The sequence below is a fragment of the Streptomyces sp. NPDC044061 genome (genome assembly GCF_056434305.1).
Window position 1 is genome coordinate 412,090 of record NZ_JBWKFL010000001.1, and the last position, 23,851, is coordinate 435,940.

Genomic DNA, 23,851 nt, shown 5'->3' on the forward strand with positions numbered 1-23,851 from the left:
ACACGAAGGCGCCCCCTGGTCGGGGGCGCCTTCGTGCTGTCCCGGCTCCGGCGTGCGGGTCCGCCGTATCCGCAGGACGCTGAAGCCATGGGCAATCCGACGCAGTACCCGCACATCGTGGTCCACGCTCCGGCCCTCGACGGCTCCCGGCGGGTCACCGAGGGGGACGTGACCCTGGGACTCGCCTCCCACCTGGACGACGTCGTCGAGATCCTGCGGCTGGCCGACCTGGACCGGATCGAGGTCGAGGAGAGCGACCTCATCGAATGGCAGGGCGGCGGGCCGGACGACTGGCCGGGCCTGTCGGAGCACGAGTGGTGACGACTCCGGGTGGGACAGCGGCCGTACCCGGCCTACGCCATCCTCAAATCAACCTCTGAACACCGCCGCGGAGGCTTCGGCCACCGTCGCCGGCGGGCACAACACCGGCACACGGGGCCCGCCGGCACGGGGACGGCGGGCCCCCGTCCGGGGGTGTGTCATGGCCGGTACGACGAGGATCCCGACGGAGCCGCACGCGCTCGCCCTGCTGCGCGGGGGTGCCCGGGCCGCGGTGGCGGCGACGGTGCTGGACCTGCACTTGCGGGGTGCGGTGCAGGCCGGGCGGGCGGGCACGATGCGCACCTCGGGGCCGGCGCCCGGAGCGCCGCTGCCGGCCCTCACCAGGGCGGTGCACGCCGCCCTCTACCGGCCTGCCGGAATGGGGCAGTTGACGGACCGGCAGGGCGTGCGGGAGGCGCTGCGCGTGCTGCGCGCGGACCTGGTCGCGGCGGGCCTGCTGCGGTCCGTCCTGCCGGGCCGCACCCGCACCGGCCGCCGGGCCCTGAGGGACCTGCGCGCCCGGCATCCGCTGCCCGTCCGGCGCTCGGGCCTGTCCGACGGGGACAAGGTGCTCCTGGTGGCCCTGCACGGCGACAGTGCGCTGACCCTGCTGGCCCCGCGCTTCGCCCGCGAGGCGGGCCTGACGGGCCGCGGCGGCACCACGGAACGCGAGCTGCGCTCGTGGGGCAGCTCGGGCGGCGGGGGCTTCAGCTGCGGGGTGTGAGGCCTCTCCGGCGGCCCCTGCGAGCCGTTGCGGCGGCCCCTCGAACGCGACGAAGGGGCAGGCCCGTCCCCCCTCGGGACGGGCCGCCCCTTCCGCGCGATCGGCGGTGTCAGACCTTCAGCGGCTTGATCGACGTCGGCGCGTGACCGGGCTCGGTGGCCAGGTCCTCGAACTCGGAGATGTCGCTGATGTCCATCGTCCGGCTCATCGAGATGTTGGTGATGCGCTCCAGGATCGCCTCGACGACGACCGGCACCCGGTACTCGGCGGCCAGCTTCTTGGCCTGTTCGAAGGCGGCGCCCAGCTGGTCCGGCTCGGTGACCCGGATCGCCTTGCAGCCCAGGCCCTCGGCGACCTTGACGTGGTCCACGCCGTAGACGCCGATCTCCGGAGTGTTGATGTTCTCGAACTCCAGGTTGACCTGGAAGTTGATGTCCAGGCCGATCTGCGCCTGCCGGATCAGGCCCAGGTAGGCGTTGTTCACCAGCACGTGGACGTAGGGGATCTTGTGCTGCGCGGCGACCGCCAGCTCCTCGATCATGAACTGGAAGTCGTAGTCGCCGGAGAGCGCGACGACCGGGGCGTCCGGGTCGGCCTTGGCGACACCGATCGCGGCCGGGATGGTCCAGCCGAGCGGTCCGGCCTGGCCGCAGTTGATCCAGTGGCGCGGCTTGTAGACGTGCAGCATCTGCGCGCCGGCGATCTGGGAGAGGCCGATGGTGGTGACGTACCGGGTCTCCGGGCCGAAGGCCTTGTTCATCTCCTCGTACACGCGCTGCGGCTTCATCGGCACGTCGTCGAAGTGCGTGCGGCGCAGCAGGGTGGCCTTGCGCTCCTGGGTGGAGGCGACCCAGTCGGCGCGGTCGGGCAGTCTGCCGGCGGCCTTCAGCTCCTTCGCCACCTGGATGAACAGCTCCAGCGCGGCCTTGGCGTCGGAGACGACACCGTAGTCCGGCGGGAAGATCTTGCCGATCTGGGTGGGCTCGATGTCGACGTGGACGAACTTGCGGTCACCCCGGTAGACGTCGAGCTTGTAGCCGGTGTGGCGGTTGGCCCAGCGGTTGCCGATGCCGAGGACGAAGTCCGACTCCAGGAAGTTGGCGTTGCCGTAGCGGTGCGAGGTCTGGACCCCGACCATGCCGGCGTTCAGCTCGTGGTCGTCGGGCAGGGTGCCCCAGCCCATCAGGGTGGGAACGACCGGGGTCCGGGTCAGCTCGGCGAACTCGACCAGCAGGTCGGAGGCGTCGGCGCCGATGACGCCGCCGCCGGCGACGATGACCGGACGCTCGGACGCCAGCAGGAAGGAGATCGCCTTCTCGATCTGGGCGTGGGTCGCGGTGGGCCGGTAGACCGGGAGCGGCGCGTACGTCTCCGGGTCGAACTCGATCTCGGTGAGCTGGACGTCGATCGGCAGGTCGATCAGGACCGGGCCGGGGCGGCCGGAGCGCATCAGGTGGAAGGCCTGCTGGAAGACGCCGGGGACCTGCGCGGCCTCCAGGACGGTGACCGCCATCTTCGTCACCGGCTTGGCGATGGAGGCGATGTCGACGGCCTGGAAGTCCTCCTTGTGGATCACGTGCGTGGGCGCCTGGCCCGTGATGCACAGGATCGGGACGGAGTCGCCGATGGCCGAGTACAGGCCGGTGATCATGTCGGTGCCGGCGGGGCCGGAGGTGCCGATGCAGACGCCGATGTTGCCGGGCCTGGTGCGGGTGTAGCCCTCGGCCATGTGGGAGGCGCCCTCGACGTGGCGGGCGAGGGTGTGGTTGATGCCGCCACCCTCTTTGAGGGCCTTGTAGAACGGGTTGATCGCCGCGCCCGGCACACCGAAGGCGTCGGTGACGCCCTCGCGCTTGAGGATCTCAACTGCCGCGCGGGCAGCGGTCATACGAGCCATCGAGTACTCCTGCTTCGGCTGTCGGATGCGTACTCCCGTCGCGCCCCGCGGTGAGCACAGTCTCCAGATTTCTGAACTTCAGGGTTTCCAGAATTTCCGCATTACGGAATCCAACTTCTACTATCTGGAAGCAATGTAGGGGGGCGGGCGAATGCCGTCAAGAGACGGCAAGACCCGCAAGCGGCGGACAAGCGGTGGCCGGCAGGAGGACGATGGGACCGCTGTCCCGAAGCGACGCCTGGGAGTGGGCCATGCCCGAGAGCGTGCCGGTGCGCTGTCCGGCCTGTCGGCGCGAGCACGTGTACACGGCGCCGTCGTACCCCTGCGCCTGCGGCACGCCGACCGCGCTGCTGCCGGACGCGGCGGCCGGACCGGCCGTACTGGCGCACCGCGCCTGGGAAGAGGACTGGATCACCGTGCGCTGCGCCGCCTGCGGTCGCGGCAACCAGTGGCCGCACCCGGAACTGGGCTGCCCGTGCGGTACGGTCCTGCGCATTGCGGTGAGCGAGGCGCCCCCGGCGGCCGGCCCGGCCCGCCGGGCCCCCTTCCAGCCCGTCGCGATCCGCACCGCCCGGGACGCCGTCACCGCCGCCGCGCGCTATCTGCGCTGGCTCGGCTACCGCGACATACGCCGCGCCGGCCGGCCGCCCCCGTCCGGCATCGGCCTGACCGCGTACGGTCTGGTCGCCCAGGTGGACCCGACACTGCGCCCCGCCTCTCCACGGGACGTGGAGTGCCTGTGGCTGACGGCCATGACGGAGTCGGCCGAGTGCGCCTGCTTCTCCCTGGCCGGATACACGAAGGACGCCCGCGCTCGCGCCGACACGCTGGGCGTCCCCCTGTTCGTCCTCGACCTCACCGGCACCCCGACCCCGGTCAACGCCCCCGGACGGCAACTCGCCGCATCGGGCACGCCCTGAACCTGCGGCGGCCGGCCCCTGGACAGGTGGGCTCAAGCCCCGTACTTCTCCCGCAGCTCGATCTTGCGCACCTTCCCCGACACCGTCATGGGGAAGGAGTCGAGGATCTGCAGCCGGCTCGGGATCTTGTAGTGCGCCAGCCGGCCCCGGCAGAAGGCGCGCAGGTCGTCCAGTGTGAGCGGGTCGGCCGGGTCGCGCGGGATGACGCAGGCCAGGACCTCCTCGCCGTACGCCTCGTGCGGCACCCCGACGACCTGGACGTCCCGGATCCCGGGGTGGGCGTAGAGGAACTCCTCGATCTCGCGCGGGTAGATGTTCTCGCCGCCCCGGATGATCATGTCCTTGATCCGGCCGACGATCTCGACGTACGCGTCCTCCCGCATCACCGCGAGGTCCCCGGTGTGCATCCAGCGGCCCGGGTCGACGGCCTCGGCGGTCTTCTCGGGCTCGTTCCAGTAGCCGAGCATCACGCTGTAGCCGCGGGTGCACAACTCCCCCGCCCTGCCGCGCGGCTGGGTGACCCCGGTGGCCGGGTCGACGATCTTGACCTCCAGGTGCGGAAGGACCCGGCCCACGGTCGCGGTGCGGTGCTCCAGATCGTCCTCCATGCGGGTCTGCAACGACACCGGTGACGTCTCCGTCATGCCGTAGCAGATGGAGACCTCCGCCATGTGCATCTCGGCGACGACCCGCTTCATCACCTCCACCGGGCAGGGCGAGCCCGCCATGATCCCGGTGCGCAGGGTGGAGAGGTCGTACGTCGCGAAGTCGGGCAGGTTCAGCTCCGCGATGAACATGGTGGGGACGCCGTACAGGGACGTACAGCGCTCCCGCTGCACCGCCTCCAGGGTCGCCCTCGGCTCGAAGGAGGGGGCGGGCACGACCATGCACGCGCCGTGCGAGGTGGCGGCCAGATTGCCCATCACCATGCCGAAGCAGTGGTAGAAGGGCACCGGGATGCAGATCCGGTCCTGCTCGCCGTAGGCGATCGACTCGCCCACGAAGTAGCCGTTGTTGAGGATGTTGTGGTGGGAGAGGGTGGCACCCTTCGGGAAGCCCGTCGTGCCCGAGGTGTACTGGATGTTGATGGGGTCGTCGCAGGACAGCTCCGCTTCCCGCGCCCTCAGTTCCTCCACCCGCACGGAGCTGCCGCGCGCGGTGAACGCCGCCCAGCCCGGGTCCCCGATGTACACGACCTCCCGCAACTGCGGACACTTCCCGCGGACTTCCCCGACCATCGCCCGGTAGTCGCTCGTCCTGTGGCTGAGGGAGGCGAACAGCAGGGAGATCCCGGCCTGGTTGAGCACGTACTCGACCTCGTGCGTGCGGTAGGCCGGGTTGATGTTGACCATGATGGCGCCGACGCGTGCGGTGGCGTACTGCACGAGCACCCACTCCGCGCAGTTGACCGCCCAGATGCCCACCCGGTCGCCCTTGGCGACCCCGCTCGCGAGCAGCGCGCAGGCCAGCCGGTCCACGTCGGCGGCGAACTCGGCGTAGGTCCAGCGCCGTTGGGACGGGACGTCGACCAGCGCCTCCCGGTCGGGCCAGGCGGCGACGGCCCGGTCGAGGTTGGTGCCGATGGTGTCGCCGAGCAGGGCGGTGGATCCCGTCCCGTGGGTGTACGACAGCTCCGAGGTCACCGGAAGTCCTCCTCGCGGTACTCGTTTCCGGAGCCGGCGGCCGTGGCCTCGCGCAGCTCGATGCGGCGGATCTTGCCGGAGACGGTCTTGGGCAGCGGGCCGAACTCCAGCCGGCGGATGCGCTTGTAGGGCGCCAGCACCTCGCGGGAGTGCTCGAAGAGGACCTTCGCGGTGTCGGCGCCGGGCTCCCAGCCCTCGGCGAGGACGACGTACGCCTTCGGCACGGCGAGCCGCAGCTCGTCCGGGGCGGGGACGACGGCCGCCTCGGCCACCGCCGGGTGCTCCAGCAGCGCGCTCTCCAGCTCGAACGGGCTGATCTTGTAGTCGGAGGCCTTGAAGACGTCGTCCGCGCGGCCGATGTACGTCAGATGGCCGTCCTCGTCGCGGGAGGCGATGTCACCGGTGCGGTAGTAGCCGCCGGCCATCGCCTCCGCCGTGCGGTCGGGGTCGCCGTGGTAGCCGGCCATCAGGCCCACCGGGCGCTCGGACAGGTCCAGGGCGATCTCCCCCTCGTCGGCGCCGGGCGCGCCGGAGACCGGGTCGAGGAGTTCGACGCGGTAGCCGGGGCTGGGCCGCCCCATGGAGCCGGTCTTCAGGAGCTGGCCGGGACTGTTGGAGACCTGGACGGCGGTCTCGGTCTGCCCGAAGCCGTCCCGGACGGTGACGCCCCAGGCGTGGCGGACCTGCTCGATGACCTCGGGGTTGAGCGGTTCGCCCGCGGCCACGACCTCGCGCGGCGGGGTGCGCAACTGGCCGAGGTCCGCCTGGATGAGCATGCGCCACACGGTCGGCGGCGCGCAGAAGGTGGTGACCTGGGCCCGGTCCATCTCGGCCATCAGCCGGGCCGCGTCGAACCGGGTGTAGTTGTGGATGAAGACGGTCGCCTCGGCGTTCCACGGGGCGAACAGGTTGGACCAGGCGTGCTTGGCCCAGCCGGGCGAGGAGATGTTCAGGTGCACGTCACCGGGTTGCAGACCGATCCAGAACATCGTGGCCAGGTGCCCGATCGGGTACGAGGTGTGGGTGTGCTCGACCAGCTTGGGGTGGGCGGTGGTGCCGGAGGTGAAGTACAGCATCAGCGGGTCGTCGGCCAGGGTGGGGCCGTCGGGCACGAACTCGGCGGGCGCGGTGTAGGCGTCCTCGTACGGCTCCCAGCCCTCCTCCGGCAGCCCGCCGACCGAGATCCGGGTGTAGGCGCCGGGCACCTCCGCGAACTTCGCGGTGTCCTCGGCCCGCACCAGCACGTGCCTGACCCGGCCCCGCTCCACCCGGTCGCGCAGGTCGGCGGGGCCGAGCAGCGGGGTGGCCGGAATGACGACCGCGCGCAGCTTCATCGCGGCCAGCGCGGTCTCCCACAGCTCGGCCTGGTTGCCGAGCATGACGAGGATGCGGTCCTCGGCGGCGACGCCCCGCGCGCGCAGATGGTTCGCGACCCGGTCGGAGCGTTCGGCCATCTCGGCGAAGGAGAGCCGGATCTCGGTACCGTCCTCTTCGACGATGTGCAGGGCGGTCCGGTCGTTGCCGTCGGCGATCACGTCGAACCAGTCCAGCGCCCAGTTGAAGTGCTCGGGTCGCGGCCAGGCGAAGCCCTCGTGGGCGGTGGCGTAGTCCTCGCGGTGCTCCAGCAGGAAATCCCGTGCTCCGCGGAAGAGCTCGGTCGCCGTCGTCATCTGTCCTCCTAGGTTCCGGACCATTGCCGGGCGGCTCTCTGGCATCGTCTAATCCGTGATGCAGGTCTCACTACCCCCGAACGGGGGTGTGGTCCACGCGAACGGGGGTGTGGGCAGCACGGGAGCCGCACCGAAGGAGCGATGAGGTGGCAGCAGAGGCCGTGGCGGCGGTTGAGATACGTGGTGCGCTGGCTCGGCTGCGACGCAGCACGGGGCTTCCTGTCGCCTTCGGCGGCCTCGTCGAGTCCGGCCGGCCGCAGATCCGCATCAGCGAGCTGAGCGGCACCGCGACGGCGGCCCTCAGCTCGCTCGCGGTGACCTCCGGCAACGGGCTGGGCGGCAAGGCGGTGGCACTGGCCCGGCCGTGCGCGGTCACGGACTACTCCAGCTCCCGGCAGATCAGCCACGAGTACGACGTCCCGGTGGCCGCGGAGGGCATCCGCTCGGTGCTCGCGGTGCCGGTCGTGGTGCGGCGGCGGGTACGCGGGGTGCTGTACGGCGCGCTGCGCTCGGCCCAGCCGCTGGGCGACCGCACGCTGGGCGCCGCGGTGGCCGCGGCACGGGACGTGGAGCAGGCGCTGGTGGTGCGCGACGAGGCACGGGGGCTGCTGGCCTCCGCCCGCAAGGAGCCCGCGGGGGGCCGGCCGGCCCCGGACGCCGGCTGGGAGCAGGTGCGCGAGGCCCACGCGGCGCTGCGCGCGCTGGCGGCCCGGATCGCCGACCCGGACCTGCGCGCGGAACTGCTCTTGGCCTGCGGTTTGCTGACCGCGCCGCGCCCGGCCGGCGGCGCGAGCCTGGCGCCGCGCGAGCTGGACGTGCTGTCCTGGGTGGCGGCGGGCGCCACGAACGCGGCCGTGGCCGAGCGGCTGGGCCTGCGCCCGGAGACGGTGAAGGGGTACCTGCGCTCGGCGATGCGGAAGCTGGGCGCGCACACGCGAGGGGAGGCGGTGACCGCGGCACGCCGGGCGGGACTGCTGCCGTAGGCCCGGGCCGGCCCCGTCCGGAGGGCCGGCCACCACACCCGGAAGGAAACCTGCCCATTCATGCGACGATGCTTTGAATTTCCCTATGCGTGACCGTTTGTTATCTCCCTCACCACGGCTTCCATCCTGATTTCAAGGATCGTTGCCTAGAATTTGGCCCGTACGCGACACAGGAGGGGAGCGGTGACCGTGCGACGGGACTTCCAGGAGCCTGCCCGATGCCGCCCCGACCTGCTCATCGGCCGCGAGGACCTGTTCGCGACCGGACGTGACCAGCTCGCCTCGGGCGGCAGCGTGCTGCTGCACGGCCCCGCCGGAATTGGTAAATCGACCGTCCTGCGGTCATTGGCCGAGGAATACGGCGCCACCGCGCGTACCGTCCTGCGCTGCTCCGCCACGGAGTCCGAATCGCACCTGCCCTTCCTGGCCCTCGCCGACCTGCTCGGTCTGGTCCTCGACGACGTCGCCCCGCGGCTGCCCGCGGCCCAGCGCACCGCACTGGAGTCGGCGCTCACCGGACGTGGCGAGTCCAGCCTGCTGCGCGACGGCCTCGCGCTGCGCCTCGCGGTGCTCTCCGCGCTGCGCGTGCTCGCCGCGCAGGGCCCGGTCCTGGTCGTGGCCGACGATCTGCAGTGGCTGGATCCGGCCAGCGCCGAACTGCTCGGCTTCGCCGCCCGCCGCCTCGAGGGCACACCGGTGCAGCTGCTGTGTGCCGTGCGCACCGAGGGCCAGGGGAGCCAGGAGTACGACCGCCATCTGCGCGCCTGCCCGCCGGACACGGTGGCCGTCCGGCTCGGCCCGCTCAACCGCACCCAGGTGGCGCAGCTGCTCGACCACCGCGGTCACGGCGGACTGCCGCGCTCCACGGTCCGCGAGATCCACCGCACCAGCGGCGGCAACCCGCTGTTCGCCCTGGAGCTGGGCCGCGCCCTCGCCGAGAGCCCGGCCCGGCCCCGGCCGGGCGAGCCGCTGCCGGTGCCGACCTCGCTGCGCGCCCTGGTGCTCAGCCGTCTGGACATGCTGTCGGTGGAGGCCCGCCGCACCCTGCTGGTGGCCAGCGCCGGCGCCCGCCCCACCCCGGCGCTGCTGCACGCGGCCGGCCGGCAGAACGCCGAGGCGGAGTGCGCCCAGGCCGCCGAGCTCGGGCTGCTGGCCACCGAGCAGGAGGCGCCGGCCGTGCGGTTCGCGCACCCGCTCATCTCCGCCGCGCTCTACGCCGAGGCGCCCGCCCAGGAGCGGCGGGCCGCGCACGCGGCCCTGTCGACCGCGGCCTCCGACCCGATCGAACGGGCCCGGCACCTGGCCCTCGCCACCACCGGCACCGACCCCGACGTGGCCGCCAGGCTCGCCGAGGCCGCGGCCCTGGCCCGGGACCGGGGCGCCCCGTCGGTCGCCGCCCAGCTGGGGCTCCTCGCGGCCCGGCACACCCCCGCCGACGGTGTGCCCAGCCCCGACGAGCGGCGGCTGCAGGCGGCCGAGGACGCGATCACGGCCGGCGAGGTCGACCTGGCCCGGGACATCGCCCGCGAGGTGCTCACCCGGGCGACCGTGCCCGCGGACCGGGTGCGGGCCTGGATCATCGTCATCGACACCGCCGGGCACACCATGGCGGAGGTCGACGCCGTCTTCCCGCAGGCCCTCGCCGACGCGGGCGACGACCCCCGGCTGCTGGCCCTCGTCCACTACCAGCTGGCGTGGCGGGGGCTGATCGTGGAGGGCGACTTCACCGAGGCCCGGGAGGAGGCCGCGCACGCCGCCGAGCTGGCCGAGCGCGGCGGCGACCGGCGCACCGAGCTGCTCGCCCTCGCCTTCCAGGCGCAGACCGAGACCCTGATGGGTCATCCGGAGGCCCCCCGGACCATCAAGCGCGCCCTGAAGGAGCCCCAGGACCCCCGGGTGGCCTGGCATCACAACGGTGCGGGCAGCGCCCGTTTCCGCTGGCTGGTCATGGGCGACCAGCTGGCCGAGGCCCGGGCGACGGTCACCGCGCTGCTGCGCGAGGTGCGCCGGCGCGGCTCGGTGGAGAGCGAGGTGCACTTCCTGCGCGGCCTCGCGGAGACCGAGCTGCGCGCCGGGCACTGCGGCCGCGCCCTGGAGCTGGCCCGCGACAGCCTCCGGCTCGCCCGGGACTCCGGCATCGGCGAGACCGCCTCGGCGATGCTCACCTCGCTCGCGGAGGCCTCGGGCGGGGACGTGGACCGCGCGCTGGCGCTCGCCCGGGAGGCGGTGGAGCACGCCGAGGAGGACGGCGACCAGATGTACCTGTCCCGGGCACTGGGCGCGCTGGGGTACGCCCAGTTGGTGGCCGGGGACCCGGCGGGCACGGTCCGCTCGCTGCGCCGGGTGCGCCGGCTGGAGCTGGGCCTCGGCATCACCGATCCGGCGCGCGGACGCTGGCACGGCGACCTCGCCGAGGCGCTGGTCCGTATCGGTGAACCGGCCGAGGCACAGGATGTCATCGACGCAAGCCGGGAGCACGCCCTCCGGCTCGACCGGGCGAGTGTGCTCGCCGTCCTCGACCGCGCGGAGGCGCTGGTGCGTGCCGCCCTCGGCGACCAGGACGGTGCCGTCGCCCAGCTGACGTCCGCTCAGGACCGGCTCGCCAAGCTCGGCTACGGCCTGGAGGAGGCCAGGGCCGCGTTCGCGCTGGCCCAGCTGCGCACCCGGCGCGCGGAGCCCGGCCCGCGCCGGACCTCGGCGTACGACGAGGCCACCCGGCTGTTCCGCCGCTGCCGCGCCCTGCCGTGGCTGCGCCAGGTGGACGAGGCCCTCAGCAGCCAGGAGCCGGAGCCGGCCCTCGCCGTGCCGGACACGCTGGACGCGCTGGCGGGCCTGGCCTCGATGGAACGTCAGGTCGCCGCACTCGTCATGGAGGGCGCCACCAACCGGGAGATAGCGGGCCGGCTGTTCGTCAGTGTGAAGACGGTCGAGGCGACCCTGACCCGGGTCTACCGCAAGCTCGGGATCCGATCGCGCGTGGACATCGTCCGTTTGGCGGCGGCGCGGCGCGCGAAGTGACGATTCGCCAGGTTAACTGAGCCGGACCGAGGGTTTTCCCTCCCCCAACCCTCCTAGGGGGTTCCCTCATTGGGAGACGGGGTTCCGGGTCCTAGCGTAAAGGGCGTGCCGCTCGCCCGGGCATACAGGGGTCGGTCCCGCGATCCCCGTGTATCACCCCCACACCCGCGCGACCCCCACCGGCAACCCCACTGAGGAGACTCATGTTCGGGCTCAGACGTGCCAGAAAGACCGCCGCGGTTCTGGTGGCCACCGCCGCCGCCGCGACGACCGCGCTGATCGCCTCCCCCACGGCGACCGCCGCACCCCAGCCCATCGTGGGCGGTACGACCACCACCACGACGGCTTACCCCTTCGTGATGCAGATCACCGATGCGTCCGGCAACCAGTTCTGCGGCGGCACCCTCGTGGCCGCCAAGAAGGTCGTGACGGCCGCCCACTGCATGGTCGGCGAGACGACCAGCAGTGTCCGCGTGGTCGGTGGCCGCACCTACCTGAACGGCACCAACGGCACGGTCAGCAAGGTCAGCAAGATCTGGATCAACCCGGACTACACCGACGCCACCAACGGCGACGACGTGGCCGTCCTGACTCTCTCGACGTCGATGCCCTACAAGACGGCGTCGTACGTCTCCTCGTCCCAGACGGGCGTGTACGCGGCCGGCACCACGGCCCGCATCCTCGGCTGGGGCACCACCTCGGAGAACGGCAGCTCCTCCAACCAGCTGCGGACCGCGACCGTCCCGATCGTGTCCGACTCCAGCTGCAAGAGCTCCTACGGTTCGGACTACGTCCAGTCCGACATGGTTTGCGCCGGATACACGTCCGGCGGCGTAGACACCTGCCAGGGCGACAGCGGCGGTCCCCTGCTCATCGGGGGCGTCCTGGCAGGGATCACTTCCTGGGGCGAGGGGTGCGCGGAGGCCGGTTACCCGGGTGTGTACACCCGGCTGACCACCTTCTCGAACCTCGTGACCACGCAGGTCGACTCGTAACCCGGAAGAAGATCACCTGAGCACCCCTCAGGTATGTGCCAGGGGGGCGTTGCGGGCCACCACGAGCGGCCCGCAGCGCCCCCCTCTCCACATCCGGCTACCTGTCGGCCGTGAGCTTCGCGGCCGCGCCCCAGCTGTCCGCCGGCACCTCGTGGATCCACACCTGCACGCTCTCCGCCGGGATCCGGTAGGCGTCCACGAAGGCGTCGGTGACGCGCTTGACGAGGTCCCGCTTCAGCTCGGTGTCGCGGGGGCCCTGCTGGATGGTGACGATCGGCATGACTGACTCCCTCGTTCGTGCGATCGCGTGTGATCGCCTCGGGAACCAGTCCATCGCGCGGCGGACCGCCGACCAAGGAGCAGTTCGCGACCGTAACGATCAGCTTTCGTGATCGTCGCAGGCCAGCAGCAGTTTCTCCAGGTGTGGTGGCGGGTCGGCCGCGGGCACGGCGAGGCCTGTGGACAGGGCCAGCCCGGGCGCCCGGAAGGGGACGTAGGCCACCCGGGGGGTGTGCAGCACGCGCGCGTGGGAGGCGTAGACGACCGTCCACAGGGGCCGGGAGCCGATGGTGGCCAGGGTGTCCTGCAGGGAGCCGTTGACGGGCCCCGGCCGGGGCTCGAACCCGGCCGCGTGACAGGCGCCGACGACCAGGTCGACCAGGGCGGGGTTGGTGCGGCGGGGGGTGAGCGCGAGCGGCAGGTCGGCCAGGTCGGCGAGCGCGACCTCCGCGCGGGAGGCCAGCGGGTGCGTGGCCGGAAGGGCGGCCACCAGCGGGTCGGGCCACAGGGGGAGTATCCGTACGCCGGGCGGTGGTTCGGCCGCCCGGACGAACGCGGCGTCCAGCCGGCCGGCCGCGACCCGGGCCAGCCGTTCGGCGGCCGGGAGCGAGAACAGCTCGACGGGCACGTCCGGCGCCCGCTCGGCGAACGCGGCGAGCACCCGGTCCAGATGGGCGCCGAGGCCGGTGCTGGTGCCGATGCGCAGCCCGGCGGGCGGCGCCACGGCCGCCCGTGCCCGCTCCGCCGCCGCCAGCACCGCCCGCGCCTCGGGCAGTAGCCGCTCCCCCGCCGCGGTCAGCCGCACCCGGCGCGGTGAGCGGTCGAACAGCTCGGCGCCCAGCTGCCGCTCCAGGCGCTGCATCTGCTGGCTGACCGCGGACTGCACGATGTGCAGCCGCTCGGCCGCCCGGCCGAAGTGCAACTCCTCGGCGACGGCGACGAAATAGGTGAGCTGCCGCAGTTCCATGGGCCCGACTGTAGAGGGGTCACCCGTCCGGGCGGGCGGCTCACCGCCGTACGACGGTGCCGAAGCGGATGTCGTACGGCGTTCCGGGGTGCATCGTCTCCAGCATCCGCGCACCCTCGGCGGTCACGTCCTCCCGCTGTGCCTTCGTCAGCTTCCCGAAGGGCTCGACGACCAGGGTGTCGCCGTCCAGCTTCCACAGGCCGGCCAGGAAGCCGTCGACCAGCAGGGTGCGGTACGCCTGGTTGCCCTGCCAGCTGCGGCCCCAGTAATCCGGGGGTATGACCCGGGTGCGGTCGGCGTGCGAGAGCAGGAGGTTGTCGAACTCCGGGAGGAAGCGGGGCGGGGCCGGGGTGGCGGGGTCGGGGCGGGGGGCGTCCGGCAGGTCGAACAGCTCGACCCCGTTCGGGTCCCGGAAGGTGAGGAGCCGCGGGCGCAGGCGTTCGAAGGCGGTCCGGAGCCGGGTGAGTCCGGCCCAGGTCTGCATGTCCTTGACGGAGGCGGGGCCGAACGCGGCGAGGTAGCGCAGCACCACGGCGTCGGGGGACGGGACCGGGCGGGCCGGACGGCCGAGCCAGTGTTCGGCGGTGGTGAGCGCGACCTGGCCGCTGCGGTCCCACAGGCCGCGCGGTGTCACCTGAACCAGGGGGAGCCGGCAGCGGGCGGCGACGGCGAGGGACTGCGGGTCGGCGTCCGGCCACCGGGTGCTCAGCGCCGCCCGGAGCTGGGCCATGGTCCGCGGCTCGCCCTCGACCAGCTCCCGGGCGAACGCGGCCAGCCGGTCGAGGTCGACCCCGTCCAGGCCCGTGCGGAAGTTCGTCAGTTCCCGGTCCCGGGCGGGCTGGACGAGCGGCCGCAGGGTCAGGCAGTCCTCGGCGGTGTGGGTGTGGATGGTCGAGCGCAGGGTGACGATCCGGACGGCCTCGCGGGCGGCCATGAGCCCGGACAGCCGCTCGGGGGCGAAGCCGTCGAGGCGGGCGGCGAGGGCGTAGTACGGCGGCTTGACGTTCTGGGCCTGGAGACCGAGGAGATGACGCACCGCTTCCGGGGCGGACAGCGGGGAGCGGCGCAGCAGGAGCTGCCGGTCGAGGGTGGCGCGGTTCAGGGCGCGGATGTCCAGGAGGGGAGCCGTCGCTGCGCTGCTCTTCGTCATGCCCGCACGCTAGCGTGCCTTGCGGACAGCTTCCGTCCGCATCTCTCACCGAACCCTGGCCCGGTTCCGGACGCCCGGCGGGTATGCCCTCGATATCCTTCTCGTACCCACCGCGTGATCACGCCGTGCGCAGGCTCGACCGAGAGGGAGCCGATGTCCGAGCGCCCCGCCCGCCCGGCCGCGAAGAACGCCGGGGCATCCGGCCCCTCCGGCGGCTCCGCGAAGCCCGGCGGTTCCCCCGACCCCGCGAACGGCGTCAACGGCGCGAGCGCCGTGGGCGGCCGGAACGGCGGCAAGGGCAACGGAGGCGGCCGGAACGGCGGCCGCAGGTCCGTCTGGCGCCGCGCCTCCGCCGCGCCGCAGCCGCTCCCCGCCGAGCCCGCCACCACCCCGTCCCCGGAACCGGCCGAGACGGCGAGCGTCGTGCAGGCGGCGCTGTACCGGGACGGCGTACGGGTCTCCTCCCCCGCCGGTCTCGCCGAGACCTACCGCGAGCTGCGCGAGCAGCCCTCCGGTATGGCGTGGATCGGCCTCGCCCGCCCCACGGAGGCGGAACTCCTCTCCCTGGCCGCCGAGTTCGACCTGCACCCGCTCGCGGTCGAGGACGCGATGGAGGCCCACCAGCGGCCGAAACTGGAGCGCTACGGCGACACGCTGTTCGTCGTCCTGCGCGCCGCCCGCTACCTGGACGCCCCGGAGGAGGTCGACTTCGGTGAGCTGCACGTCTTCGTGGGCCCCGACTTCGTCATCACCGTCCGGCACGGCGCCGCCCCCGACCTGTCCGCGGTCCGCCGGCGCATGGAGGACTCCCCCGAGCTGCTCAAACTGGGCCCCGAGGCGGTCCTGTACGCGATCCTCGACGCGGTGGTCGACGGCTACGCGCCCGTCGTCTCCGGTGTGCAGAACGACATCGACGAGATCGAGACGGAGGTCTTCCGCGGCGACCCCGAGGTCTCCCGCCGCATCTACGAGCTGTCCCGCGAGATGGTCGAGTTCCAGCGCGCGACCCGCCCGCTGGTCGGCATGCTGCACGGTCTGATGGCGGGGTTCGCCAAGTACGAGACGGACGAGGAACTCCAGCGCTACCTCCGTGACGTCGCCGACCACGTCACCCACACCAGCGAACGCGTCGACGGTTTCCGGCAGGCCCTCACCGAGATCCTCACCGTCAACGCGACCCTGGTCACCCAGCAGCAGAACGCGGAGATGCGGGCCCTGGCCGAGGCGGGGTTCGAGCAGAACGAGGAAGTGAAGAAGATCTCCAGCTGGGCGGCCATTCTGTTCGCCCCGACCCTCGTCGGCACCATCTACGGCATGAACTTCGACCGCATGCCGGAACTGCACTGGGGGTTCGGATACCCCTTCGCGATCGCGCTGATGGGCGTGGTGTGCGTCAGCCTGTACGTGATCTTCAAGCGCCGGGACTGGCTCTAGGCGCTCGTCCGGCTGCCCGGCCCCCCGCTCCCGCCCCCCTACCCTGCCTCGGCGGGCGATCTTGTGCGGGCGACCGGAGAATGGGCGTGTGGACGACAGGGCCGCGCGTGTCGCGGAGTTCATCGAGCCGCTGCGCGTGGCGCCGGGTTCGAAGGTGCGCCTCGGCCGGGACTTCGACCCCCGCTACCGGGCCGGGATGAAGAAGCGGGACGGGGCGGAGCTGCTGCGCTCCGGGGTGGCCCTGCTGGCCGAGTACCAGGAACGGCTGGCCGCCCAGGACACGTACGGCGTGCTGCTGTGCCTGCAGGCGCTGGACGCGGGCGGCAAGGACGGAACGATCCGGCACGTGATGAGCGGCGTCAACCCGCAGGGCGTGAAGGTGAGCAGCTTCAAGGTGCCCTCCGCCGAGGAACTGGACCACGACTACCTGTGGCGCTACGCCCAGCGGCTGCCGTCGCGCGGCGAGATCGCGATCTTCAACCGCTCCCACTACGAGGAGGTCCTCGTCGTACGCGTGCACCCGGAGAACCTCGTCCGGCAGCGGCTGCCGGACCGGGCGCGCCGCGGGGACGTCTGGGAGCGGCGCTACCGCGAGATCAACGACTGGGAGCGCTACCTCACGGACAACGGGTTCAAGGTGGTGAAGGTCTTCCTGAACCTGTCCAGGGAGGAGCAGCGCGTCCGCTTCCTGAAGCGGATCGACCTGCCGGAGAAGAACTGGAAGTTCTCCGCCGCCGACGTCCGCGAACGGCGTCACTGGGACGAGTACCAGGCGGCGTTCTCCGAGATGCTCTCGGCGACCAGTACGGCATGGGCTCCCTGGTACGTCGTACCCGCTGACCGGAAGTGGTTCGCGCGGATCTGCACGGCGGCGGTCCTCGCGCACACCCTGATGGACATCGACCCCCGCTACCCCGAGGTCGGCGACGAGACGCGGAAGGATCTGCTGTCCGCCCGGCGGGAACTGGAGCGGGAGGCACCCGGCCGAGGGTGAAGGACCGGGGCACGGCCCGCCCGGATCGGAGGCAAGGCGATGACGGTGCAGCCGGATTCCGTGGGGGCACGGTCCGGGGAGGCGCAGGAGGCCTGGTACGCACGGGCCGCTCCGGACGTCGTGGCGGCCCTCGGTGTCGATCCGGCGGTCGGGCTCTCCGCGGCCCGGGCCGCCGAACTGCTGGCCGCGCACGGCCCGAACGCGCTGCCCGAGGAGAAACGCCCCGCGGCCTGGCGCCGGTTCCTCGCGCAGTACCGCAGCTACATGCAGCTCGTGCTGGTGGCCGCGGCCGTCGTCTCGCTGCTCATCCGGGAGTGGGCCACCGCGATCCTGCTGATCGTGCTGACCCTGCTGAACGCGGTGGTGGGCCTGCGTCAGGAGGGCAAGGCCGAGAGCGCGATGAACGCGCTGAAGTCGATGCTCGAGGCCACGGCGCGGGTGCGCAGGGACGGGGTGGAGGCGGAGATTCCCGCGGACGGGCTCGTCGTCGGGGACATCGTGCTCATCGCCGCCGGGGACCAGGTGCCGGCGGACGGACGCATCATCGAGGCGAGCGCCCTGCAGATCGACGAGTCGGCGCTCACCGGGGAGAGCGTGCCGGCCGCGAAGGACGCGCAGCCGGTGCCGGGCGACCGGCTGCCGCCCGGCGACCAGACCGACATGGCGTTCATGAACACGCCGGTCACCCATGGCAGCGGCGCCCTCGTCGTCACCGCCACCGGCACCGGCACCGAGCTGGGCAAGATCTCCGGGATGCTGTCGGCCACCGAGAAGGAGGTGCCGCCACTCACCCGGGAGCTGGACCACCTCACCCTGTGGATCACCGGGGCGGCCGGGCTGACCATGATCGTGATGTTCGCCCTGGGGCGGAGCCGCGGCCAGGCCTGGGACACGCTGTTCGTCAGCGCGGTCTCCCTCGCGATCGCCGCCATCCCGGAGGCCCTGCCGACCGTGACCCAGGCGATCCTCTCCGTCGGCAGCCTCAAGCTGGCGAGGCGGAACGCCATCGTGAAGGAGCTGCCGTCGGTCGAGACACTCGCGTTCACCTCGGCGATCAACTCGGACAAGACCGGCACGCTGACCATGAACCAGATGACCGCCGTCGAGGTGCTCACCCCCACCGACCGGTACACCGTCTCGGGCACGGGCTACGGCCTGGAGGGCAGGATCCACCACGCCGTGGGCTCGGCCCCGGCCCTCGAGGAAGCGGTCCTGCCGTACATCGTGGCCAGCGATGCCAAGCTGGTGGACGGCGAGGTGGTCGGCGACCCCACCGAGGGCGCCCTGCTGGTGCTCGCGCACAAGGCGGGACTGGACACCGACGCGACCCGGGAGCGCCTGCCCCGGCTCGCCACCCTGCCGTTCGACCCGGCCTACAAGCTGATGGCCACCTTCAACTCGGCGGTCGACGCCTCCGGCCGGCCGGTGGTCCGGTGCTTCGTCAAGGGCGCGGCCCCCGCGGTGACGGCGCGGGCCGCCGAGGCCCTCGCGGCGGACGGGACCGTCCCGTGGGGCGCCGAGCTGCGGCAGCGCGCCCAGGCGCAGACCGAGCGGATGGGGGGCGAGGGGCTGCGGGTGATGGCCGCGGCCACCCGCGATCTGGACCCGGCCGGCTTCGATCCGGACGCCGACCTGCTCGCCTACGTCACCGGGCTGCGGGTGACCAGTCTCGTGGCCATGGTCGATCCGCCCCGCGCGGAGTCGAGGGCGGCGGTGGCGGACGCCCGGGCCGCGCACATCAGGGTCCGCCTGGTGACCGGCGACGACGTCACCACGGGAGCGGCGATCGCCCGGCAGATCGGCATCCCGGGCGAGGCGATCCTCGGCGCCGACTTCGCCGCGATGGGCGAGGAGGAGCGGCTCGCCCGCATCGACGCCATCGGAGTGGTGGGGCGGGTCGCGCCCGAGCACAAGGTGCTGCTCGCCGACACGCTCAAGAAGAAGGGCGACGTCGTGGCGATGACCGGGGACGGGGTCAACGACGCGCCCGCCATCAAGGCCGCCGACATCGGCATCGCCATGGGCAGCGGCACGGACGTGGCGAAGAACGCGGGCCGCATGATCCTCTCCGACGACAACTTCGCCACCATCGTGTACGCCGTGGAACAGGGCCGCACGATCTACGACAACCTCACCAAGTACATCCGGTTCGTCCTGCTCCTGCTGGTCACCTTCGTCCTGACGTTCCTCGGCGCGACCGTGTTCGACATCGCGGCGGGCGAGCCTTTCACCCCGCCGCAGGTGCTGTGGATCCACTTCGTGGTCAACGCCTCCTTCGGCTTCGCCCTGGGCTTCGACCGGGAGAGCCCCGGACTGATGCGCCGCAGGCCGCGGCCGCGCGGGGAGTCGGTGCTCACCCGTCCCCTGCTGGCCACGGTCGGGCTCGCCGGGCTCGCGCTCACCGTCGTCCTGCTGGGGTTGATCAAGCTCGGCGGGGTCCTCTACGACAGCACCGCGATCGGCCAGTCGATCGCGTTCACCGCCTTCGCGCTCTGTCTGATCGTGGCCGCCTTCGAGTGCCGCAGCGAGTCGGCGTCCGTCCTGACGCCGTCCACGTTCGACAGCAAGCAGATGAACTGGGTGGCGTTCGGCCAGTTCGTACTCGCCGCGATGGTGACCCAGCTGGACGGCTTCCGCCGCATCCTGGGGACGACCGAGATCAACGCACGGCAGTTCGGCTGGGCGCTGCTGTCGGCACTCGCGCTGCTGCTCGTGTGGGAGCTGGGCAAGCTCCTGGCACGCCGGGCGAGGGGCCTCGGGTGAGCGGACGCCTCGCTCCCTCCCGCCTCCGGGACGTTCCCGGGATCCGCGCCGTCTCCACGTACCGGCGCGAATGGCTGCCGAAGGACCTGGTCGCGGGCGTCGTGCTGACCACCCTGCTGGTTCCGCAGGGCATGGCCTACGCCGAACTGGCCGGCCTGCCGTCCATCACCGGCCTGTACACGACGATCCTGTGCCTGCTCGGCTACGCGGTCTGCGGGCCGTCCAGGATCCTGGTGCTGGGACCGGACTCCTCGCTGGGTCCGATGATCGCCGCGACCGTGCTGCCGCTGGTGGCGGCCGGCGCGGATCCCCGCCGGGCGGTCGCCCTCGCCTCGGTACTCGCCCTCATGGTCGCCGGGATCATGATCCTGGCCTCGGTGGCGCGGCTCGGCTTCGTCGCGGACCTGATCTCCAAACCGACGATGATCGGCTACTTGAACGGCCTGGCCCTCACCATCCTGATCGGCCAGCTGCCCAAGCTGCTCGGGTTCAAGGTCGAGGCGGACAACCTGATCGGGGAGTGCGTCGGGCTCGCGCGCAAGCTCGCCGAGGGGGCGGTGGTGCCGGCCGCGGCCGCGGTGGGCATCGGCGGGATCGTCCTGCTCCTGGTCGTGCAGCGGCTGCTGCCGAAGGTCCCCGCGGTCCTGGTGATGGTGGTCCTGGCGATCGCCGCGACCGCGGCCTTCGACCTGGGCGAGCACGGGGTCGGCCTGGTCGGTGTACTGCCCGAGGGGTTCCCGCCGTTCACGATCCCGCGCGTCGGGCTCGCCGACCTGGCGCCGCTGTTCGGCGGCGCGCTGGGGATCGCCCTGGTCTCCCTGGCCGACACGATCTCCAACGCGTCGGCCTTCGCGGCCCGCACCGGGCAGGAGGTCCGGGGCAACCAGGAGATGGCCGGCATCGGTGCCGCGAACCTGGCGGCGGGGTTCTTCCAGGGCTTCCCGGTCAGTACGAGCGGATCCCGTACGGCGGTGGCCGAGCGCGCCGGTGCCCGCAGCCAGCTGACCGGAGTCGTCGGAGCGGTGCTGATCGCCCTCATGCTGGTGCTGGCCCCGGGCATGTTCCGCAACCTGCCGCAGCCCGCCCTCGCCGCCGTCGTCATCACCGCCTCGCTGTCCCTGGCCGACGTGCCGGGGACGGTGCGGCTGTGGCGGCAGCGCCGGACGGAGTTCCTGCTGTCCGTCGCCGCCTTCCTCGGGGTGGCCCTGCTCGGCGTCCTGGCGGGGATCGCGATCGCCGTGGCCCTGTCCGTCCTCAACGTCTTCCGGCGCGCGTGGTGGCCGTACAGCACCGTGCTGGGCCGGGTGCCAGGCCTGGAGGGGTACCACGACGTGCGGTCGTATCCGGGGGCCGAGCACCTTCCGGGGCTGGTGATCTACCGGTTCGACGCCCCGCTGTTCTTCGCCAACGCCAAGACGTTCCGCGACGCGGTACGACGCCTCGCGCGCACGGATCCGCCGCCGAGCTGGATCCTGATCGCGGCCGAGCCGGTGACCGACGTGGACACCACGGCCGCCGACGTGCTGGAGGAGCTGGACGAGGCCCTGAACGCCGAACACATCCACCTGGTCTTCGCCGAGGTGAAGGACCCCGTGCGGCGCAAGATCGAACGGTACGAACTCACCCGCACCATCGACCCGGACCATTTCTTCCCCACCGTGGAGGCCGCCGTCACCGCCTTCCGGCTGCGCACCGGAGCACGGTGGACGCCTCCCGACCGCGGGGAGCCCTGACGGCGTTCAGCCGGCCTCACGTCCCGCGGCGACCCGGCCCATCGTCAGGGCGAGGCGCCGAACCCTGCGCCAGTCCAGCGGCGGCGCCACGCGTGGCGCCCCGGGACGGTGCCGCGGCACCCGTACCCGCAGGGCGCCGGGGTCGATGACACAGCGCACCGGAGTGGGCAGCGTGAGGGCCTCGCCGTCGACGCCGACCGGGACGACGGAGGTGTCGGCGTCGACGACGACCTCGCGGGCGGTGACGGCGGTCAGTCCGCGGCTGCGCTCACCGCGCAGCAGCAGGTCCGTCGCCTCCGCCGCGGTGCCGATCTCGACGACCAGCACCCCCAGTTCGCCGGAGTCCAGCCGCTCCCGGCGTCCCAGTCCCGCCGAGTCGCCCCTGAGATAGGGGTTGTTGCTCACCAGGACGGCCTGGGGATCCGGCGGGACCCGCGCACCGGCACGGACCGTCAGCCGCGCGCCGCTGTGGTGGGTCAGCAGGTCCGGCAGCATCTCCAGGGTGGTACGGGCCTTGTCCTCGCGGTAGGCGGGACTCTGCACCACGGCCGCGTACACGCCGAACGAGGCGTTGTTGACGAAGACGCGCTCGGTGCCGTCGTCGGTGGGCCCGCTCCCGGCGCGGATACGGCCGAGGTCGACACGGAGTTCGACGCCGTCGGTCAGCGCGTCCAGGCATGTCGACGGATCCTGCCGGTCCAGGCCCAGATCCATGGCGAAGTGGTTGCGGGTGCCCGCGCTGATCACCACGAACGGGACGTCGTACTCCGCGGCCACTGCGGCGACCAGCGCCTGGGTGCCGTCTCCGCCCGCCACTCCCAGCAGGTCGGCTCCCCGCTGCACGGCCTGCCGTGCCAGCTCGGCCACGTCCTGACGGTGGTCCGGGTCCAGTACGACGACCTCCGCGCCGAGGGCCCGGGCGCGTTCCGCGAGGTCGAACTTCCCGACCTTGCCGCCGCCGGAACGCGGATTCATGATCAGGAAGGGTCGCCGGGCCCGGTCGACGGAGCGTTCCGGCATGCCGGGCGCGGTGTCGTCGACGAGGGCGGCGCGGCCCGCGGAGGCGGCCAGCGTCCACAGTCCGAGCGAGACCAGCACGACCCACAGCAGCCCGGCGGTCGCGAACCAGGCGAGGACCACGAGCGGCGTGGCGAACACGAGCAGCGCGGCCAGACCTCTCATCCACCCGGTGCGGGTCAGCATCCACCACACGCCGGCCGCCGTGAGCACCAGCCCCGCCGCTCCCACCGCCACCAGGACGACGCCGGTGAGCCCGGCGAAGACCAACAGCACCGCCACCGCCGCCGCGCCCGCCAGCAGGGCCAGACGAGCGGTCCAGCGCCTGTTCATGGGCTACCTCCCGTGAGCCGGTGTCCCGGCCGATGTGGGCACCGGCGCCCATTTCAGGCTACGAGGGGGCACCCGGCCCGGCACGTCCAGCGCGGCCCCCGGGGAATGCCGGCGGCCCACCGGGTGTCGTTCCTCATGGATCACGGACTTCAAGGAGCTGATATGACCGAGGCGTTGGTGCTGGGCGGCGGCGGTGTGGGCGGTATCGCGTGGATCACCGGGCTGCTGGCGGGGCTCGCCGACACCGGGCAGGACGTCACCGGGGCCGATCTGCTGCTCGGGACCTCCGCGGGGTCGACCGTCGCGGCGCAGTTGGGCAGCGGGCTGGGGCTCGCGGAGTTGTACGCCCGTCAGGTCGACCCGGAACTGCAGGCCGCCGAGATCATGGCCGAGATGGACCTGGAGAAGTTCGCCGCGGAGATCGGTGCCGCGACGGGCGCCGCCGCCTCGGTGCCTGAGCTGCGGCGCGCGGTGGGGCGGGTGGCGCTGGGGGCGCGGACCGTGCCGGAGCCGGAGCGGCGCGCGGTGATCGAGTCCCGGCTGCCGTCCCACAGCTGGCCGGACCGGGCGCTGAAGGTCGTCGCGGTGGACGCCGAGAGCGGCGAGGCGCGGGTGTTCGACAGGGACTCGGGTGTGCCCCTGGTCGACGCCGTGGCGGCGAGCTGCGCCGTTCCGGGCGTGTGGCCGCCGGTGACGATCGGCGGCCGCCGGTACGTCGACGGGGGCGTGCGGTCCATCGCCAACGTCGACTACGCGGGTGGCGCCGACCGGGTGCTGGTGATCGTGCCGATGGGGACCACCGAGCCGTTCCCGAGCGAGCACCCGGTGGAGCGGGCCGTCGAGGACCTGCGGGCCCGGGGCGCCGAGGTCGTGGTCGTCGCGCCCGACGAGGCCTCGCTGGCCGCGGTCGGTGACAACGCGCTCGACCCGGCCACCCGCCGCCCGGCCGCCGTGGCGGGACGGGCGCAGGGGCGGGGGCTGTCGCTCCCGTGGAGCGGCCGGCACTGAAC

The 23,851-nt window shown here is 72.7% G+C and carries 18 protein-coding genes; 11 read left to right on the top strand and 7 right to left on the bottom strand.

What is annotated here, in order from left to right; genetic code table 11:
- Window positions 1-87 precede the first annotated feature (87 nt).
- Both AC07CM_RS01910 and AC07CM_RS01915 read left to right on the top strand, forming a co-directional pair.
- A complete protein-coding gene (locus AC07CM_RS01910) occupies window positions 88-321 on the top strand; it encodes a hypothetical protein (RefSeq protein ID WP_478874344.1) in 234 nt (77 codons plus the stop codon).
- A 160-nt stretch (window positions 322-481) separates the two neighbouring features.
- Window positions 482-1,045, top strand: coding sequence for a TIGR04222 domain-containing membrane protein (locus AC07CM_RS01915; RefSeq protein WP_478874345.1), 564 nt, complete (start codon window positions 482-484; stop codon window positions 1,043-1,045).
- A 109-nt stretch (window positions 1,046-1,154) separates the two neighbouring features.
- On the opposite strand, the gene gcl is transcribed toward AC07CM_RS01915, so the two are convergent.
- The gene (gene gcl, locus AC07CM_RS01920; RefSeq protein ID WP_478874346.1) at window positions 1,155-2,942 is read right to left on the bottom strand and encodes a glyoxylate carboligase; all 1,788 of its coding nucleotides are present in this window, start codon (window positions 2,940-2,942) and stop codon (window positions 1,155-1,157) included.
- Between the two features lie 212 nt (window positions 2,943-3,154).
- Between gcl and AC07CM_RS01925 the strand changes: the two genes are divergently transcribed.
- A complete protein-coding gene (locus tag AC07CM_RS01925) occupies window positions 3,155-3,862 on the top strand; it encodes a hypothetical protein (RefSeq protein WP_478874347.1) in 708 nt (235 codons plus the stop codon).
- A 32-nt stretch (window positions 3,863-3,894) separates the two neighbouring features.
- On the opposite strand, the gene AC07CM_RS01930 is transcribed toward AC07CM_RS01925, so the two are convergent.
- Together AC07CM_RS01930 and AC07CM_RS01935 are read right to left on the bottom strand one after the other, a co-directional pair.
- Window positions 3,895-5,505 carry an AMP-binding protein gene (locus AC07CM_RS01930; protein WP_478874348.1) on the bottom strand — a complete coding sequence of 537 codons (1,611 nt, stop codon included), beginning with the start codon at window positions 5,503-5,505 and terminating at the stop codon, window positions 3,895-3,897.
- Window positions 5,502-7,175, bottom strand: coding sequence for an AMP-binding protein (locus tag AC07CM_RS01935; RefSeq protein ID WP_478874349.1), 1,674 nt, complete (start codon window positions 7,173-7,175; stop codon window positions 5,502-5,504). Before AC07CM_RS01935 ends, AC07CM_RS01930 begins: the two co-directional genes overlap by 4 nt.
- Window positions 7,176-7,321: 146 nt before the next feature.
- On the opposite strand from AC07CM_RS01935, the gene AC07CM_RS01940 reads away from it, so the two are divergent.
- From AC07CM_RS01940 to AC07CM_RS01950, 3 genes are all read left to right on the top strand, one after another.
- Entirely contained in the window at window positions 7,322-8,158 is an 837-nt protein-coding gene (locus AC07CM_RS01940) for a helix-turn-helix transcriptional regulator (RefSeq protein ID WP_478874350.1), read from the top strand.
- A 183-nt stretch (window positions 8,159-8,341) separates the two neighbouring features.
- Entirely contained in the window at window positions 8,342-11,176 is a 2,835-nt protein-coding gene (locus AC07CM_RS01945) for an ATP-binding protein (protein ID WP_478874351.1), read from the top strand.
- 203 nt (window positions 11,177-11,379) lie between these two features.
- On the top strand, window positions 11,380-12,171 hold the full coding sequence (locus AC07CM_RS01950; protein ID WP_478874352.1) for a S1 family peptidase: 792 nt from the start codon (window positions 11,380-11,382) through the stop codon (window positions 12,169-12,171).
- 97 nt (window positions 12,172-12,268) lie between these two features.
- Here the strand turns inward: AC07CM_RS01950 and dmpI are convergent, their stop codons facing one another.
- From dmpI to AC07CM_RS01965, 3 genes are read right to left on the bottom strand one after another with little or no spacing between them, the layout of a single operon-like run.
- On the bottom strand, window positions 12,269-12,505 hold the full coding sequence (gene dmpI, locus AC07CM_RS01955) for a 4-oxalocrotonate tautomerase DmpI (RefSeq protein ID WP_478874353.1): 237 nt from the start codon (window positions 12,503-12,505) through the stop codon (window positions 12,269-12,271).
- A gap of 45 nt (window positions 12,506-12,550) precedes the next feature.
- Window positions 12,551-13,417, bottom strand: a complete 867-nt coding sequence (locus AC07CM_RS01960) for a LysR family transcriptional regulator (RefSeq protein ID WP_478874354.1) — start codon at window positions 13,415-13,417, stop codon at window positions 12,551-12,553.
- Between the two features lie 40 nt (window positions 13,418-13,457).
- A complete protein-coding gene (locus AC07CM_RS01965) occupies window positions 13,458-14,567 on the bottom strand; it encodes a winged helix DNA-binding domain-containing protein (RefSeq protein ID WP_478874355.1) in 1,110 nt (369 codons plus the stop codon).
- A 273-nt stretch (window positions 14,568-14,840) separates the two neighbouring features.
- On the opposite strand from AC07CM_RS01965, the gene AC07CM_RS01970 reads away from it, so the two are divergent.
- The 4 genes from AC07CM_RS01970 to AC07CM_RS01985 all read left to right on the top strand — a co-directional run bounded on the left by AC07CM_RS01970 (window position 14,841) and on the right by AC07CM_RS01985 (window position 21,491).
- Complete coding sequence (locus AC07CM_RS01970) at window positions 14,841-16,001, top strand: magnesium and cobalt transport protein CorA (RefSeq protein ID WP_478874455.1); 1,161 nt, start codon at window positions 14,841-14,843, stop codon at window positions 15,999-16,001.
- A gap of 88 nt (window positions 16,002-16,089) precedes the next feature.
- Entirely contained in the window at window positions 16,090-16,995 is a 906-nt protein-coding gene (locus tag AC07CM_RS01975) for a polyphosphate kinase 2 family protein (RefSeq protein ID WP_478874356.1), read from the top strand.
- 39 nt (window positions 16,996-17,034) lie between these two features.
- Entirely contained in the window at window positions 17,035-19,758 is a 2,724-nt protein-coding gene (locus AC07CM_RS01980; protein WP_478874357.1) for a cation-translocating P-type ATPase, read from the top strand.
- A complete protein-coding gene (locus tag AC07CM_RS01985; protein ID WP_478874358.1) occupies window positions 19,755-21,491 on the top strand; it encodes a SulP family inorganic anion transporter in 1,737 nt (578 codons plus the stop codon). Before AC07CM_RS01980 ends, AC07CM_RS01985 begins: the two co-directional genes overlap by 4 nt.
- Window positions 21,492-21,497: 6 nt before the next feature.
- On the opposite strand, the gene AC07CM_RS01990 is transcribed toward AC07CM_RS01985, so the two are convergent.
- Complete coding sequence (locus AC07CM_RS01990; RefSeq protein WP_478874359.1) at window positions 21,498-22,841, bottom strand: diacylglycerol/lipid kinase family protein; 1,344 nt, start codon at window positions 22,839-22,841, stop codon at window positions 21,498-21,500.
- 162 nt (window positions 22,842-23,003) lie between these two features.
- Between AC07CM_RS01990 and AC07CM_RS01995 the strand changes: the two genes are divergently transcribed.
- Window positions 23,004-23,849: a patatin-like phospholipase family protein gene (locus AC07CM_RS01995; RefSeq protein ID WP_478874360.1), complete on the top strand. Its 846-nt coding sequence runs from the start codon at window positions 23,004-23,006 to the stop codon at window positions 23,847-23,849.
- Window positions 23,850-23,851 lie beyond the last annotated feature (2 nt).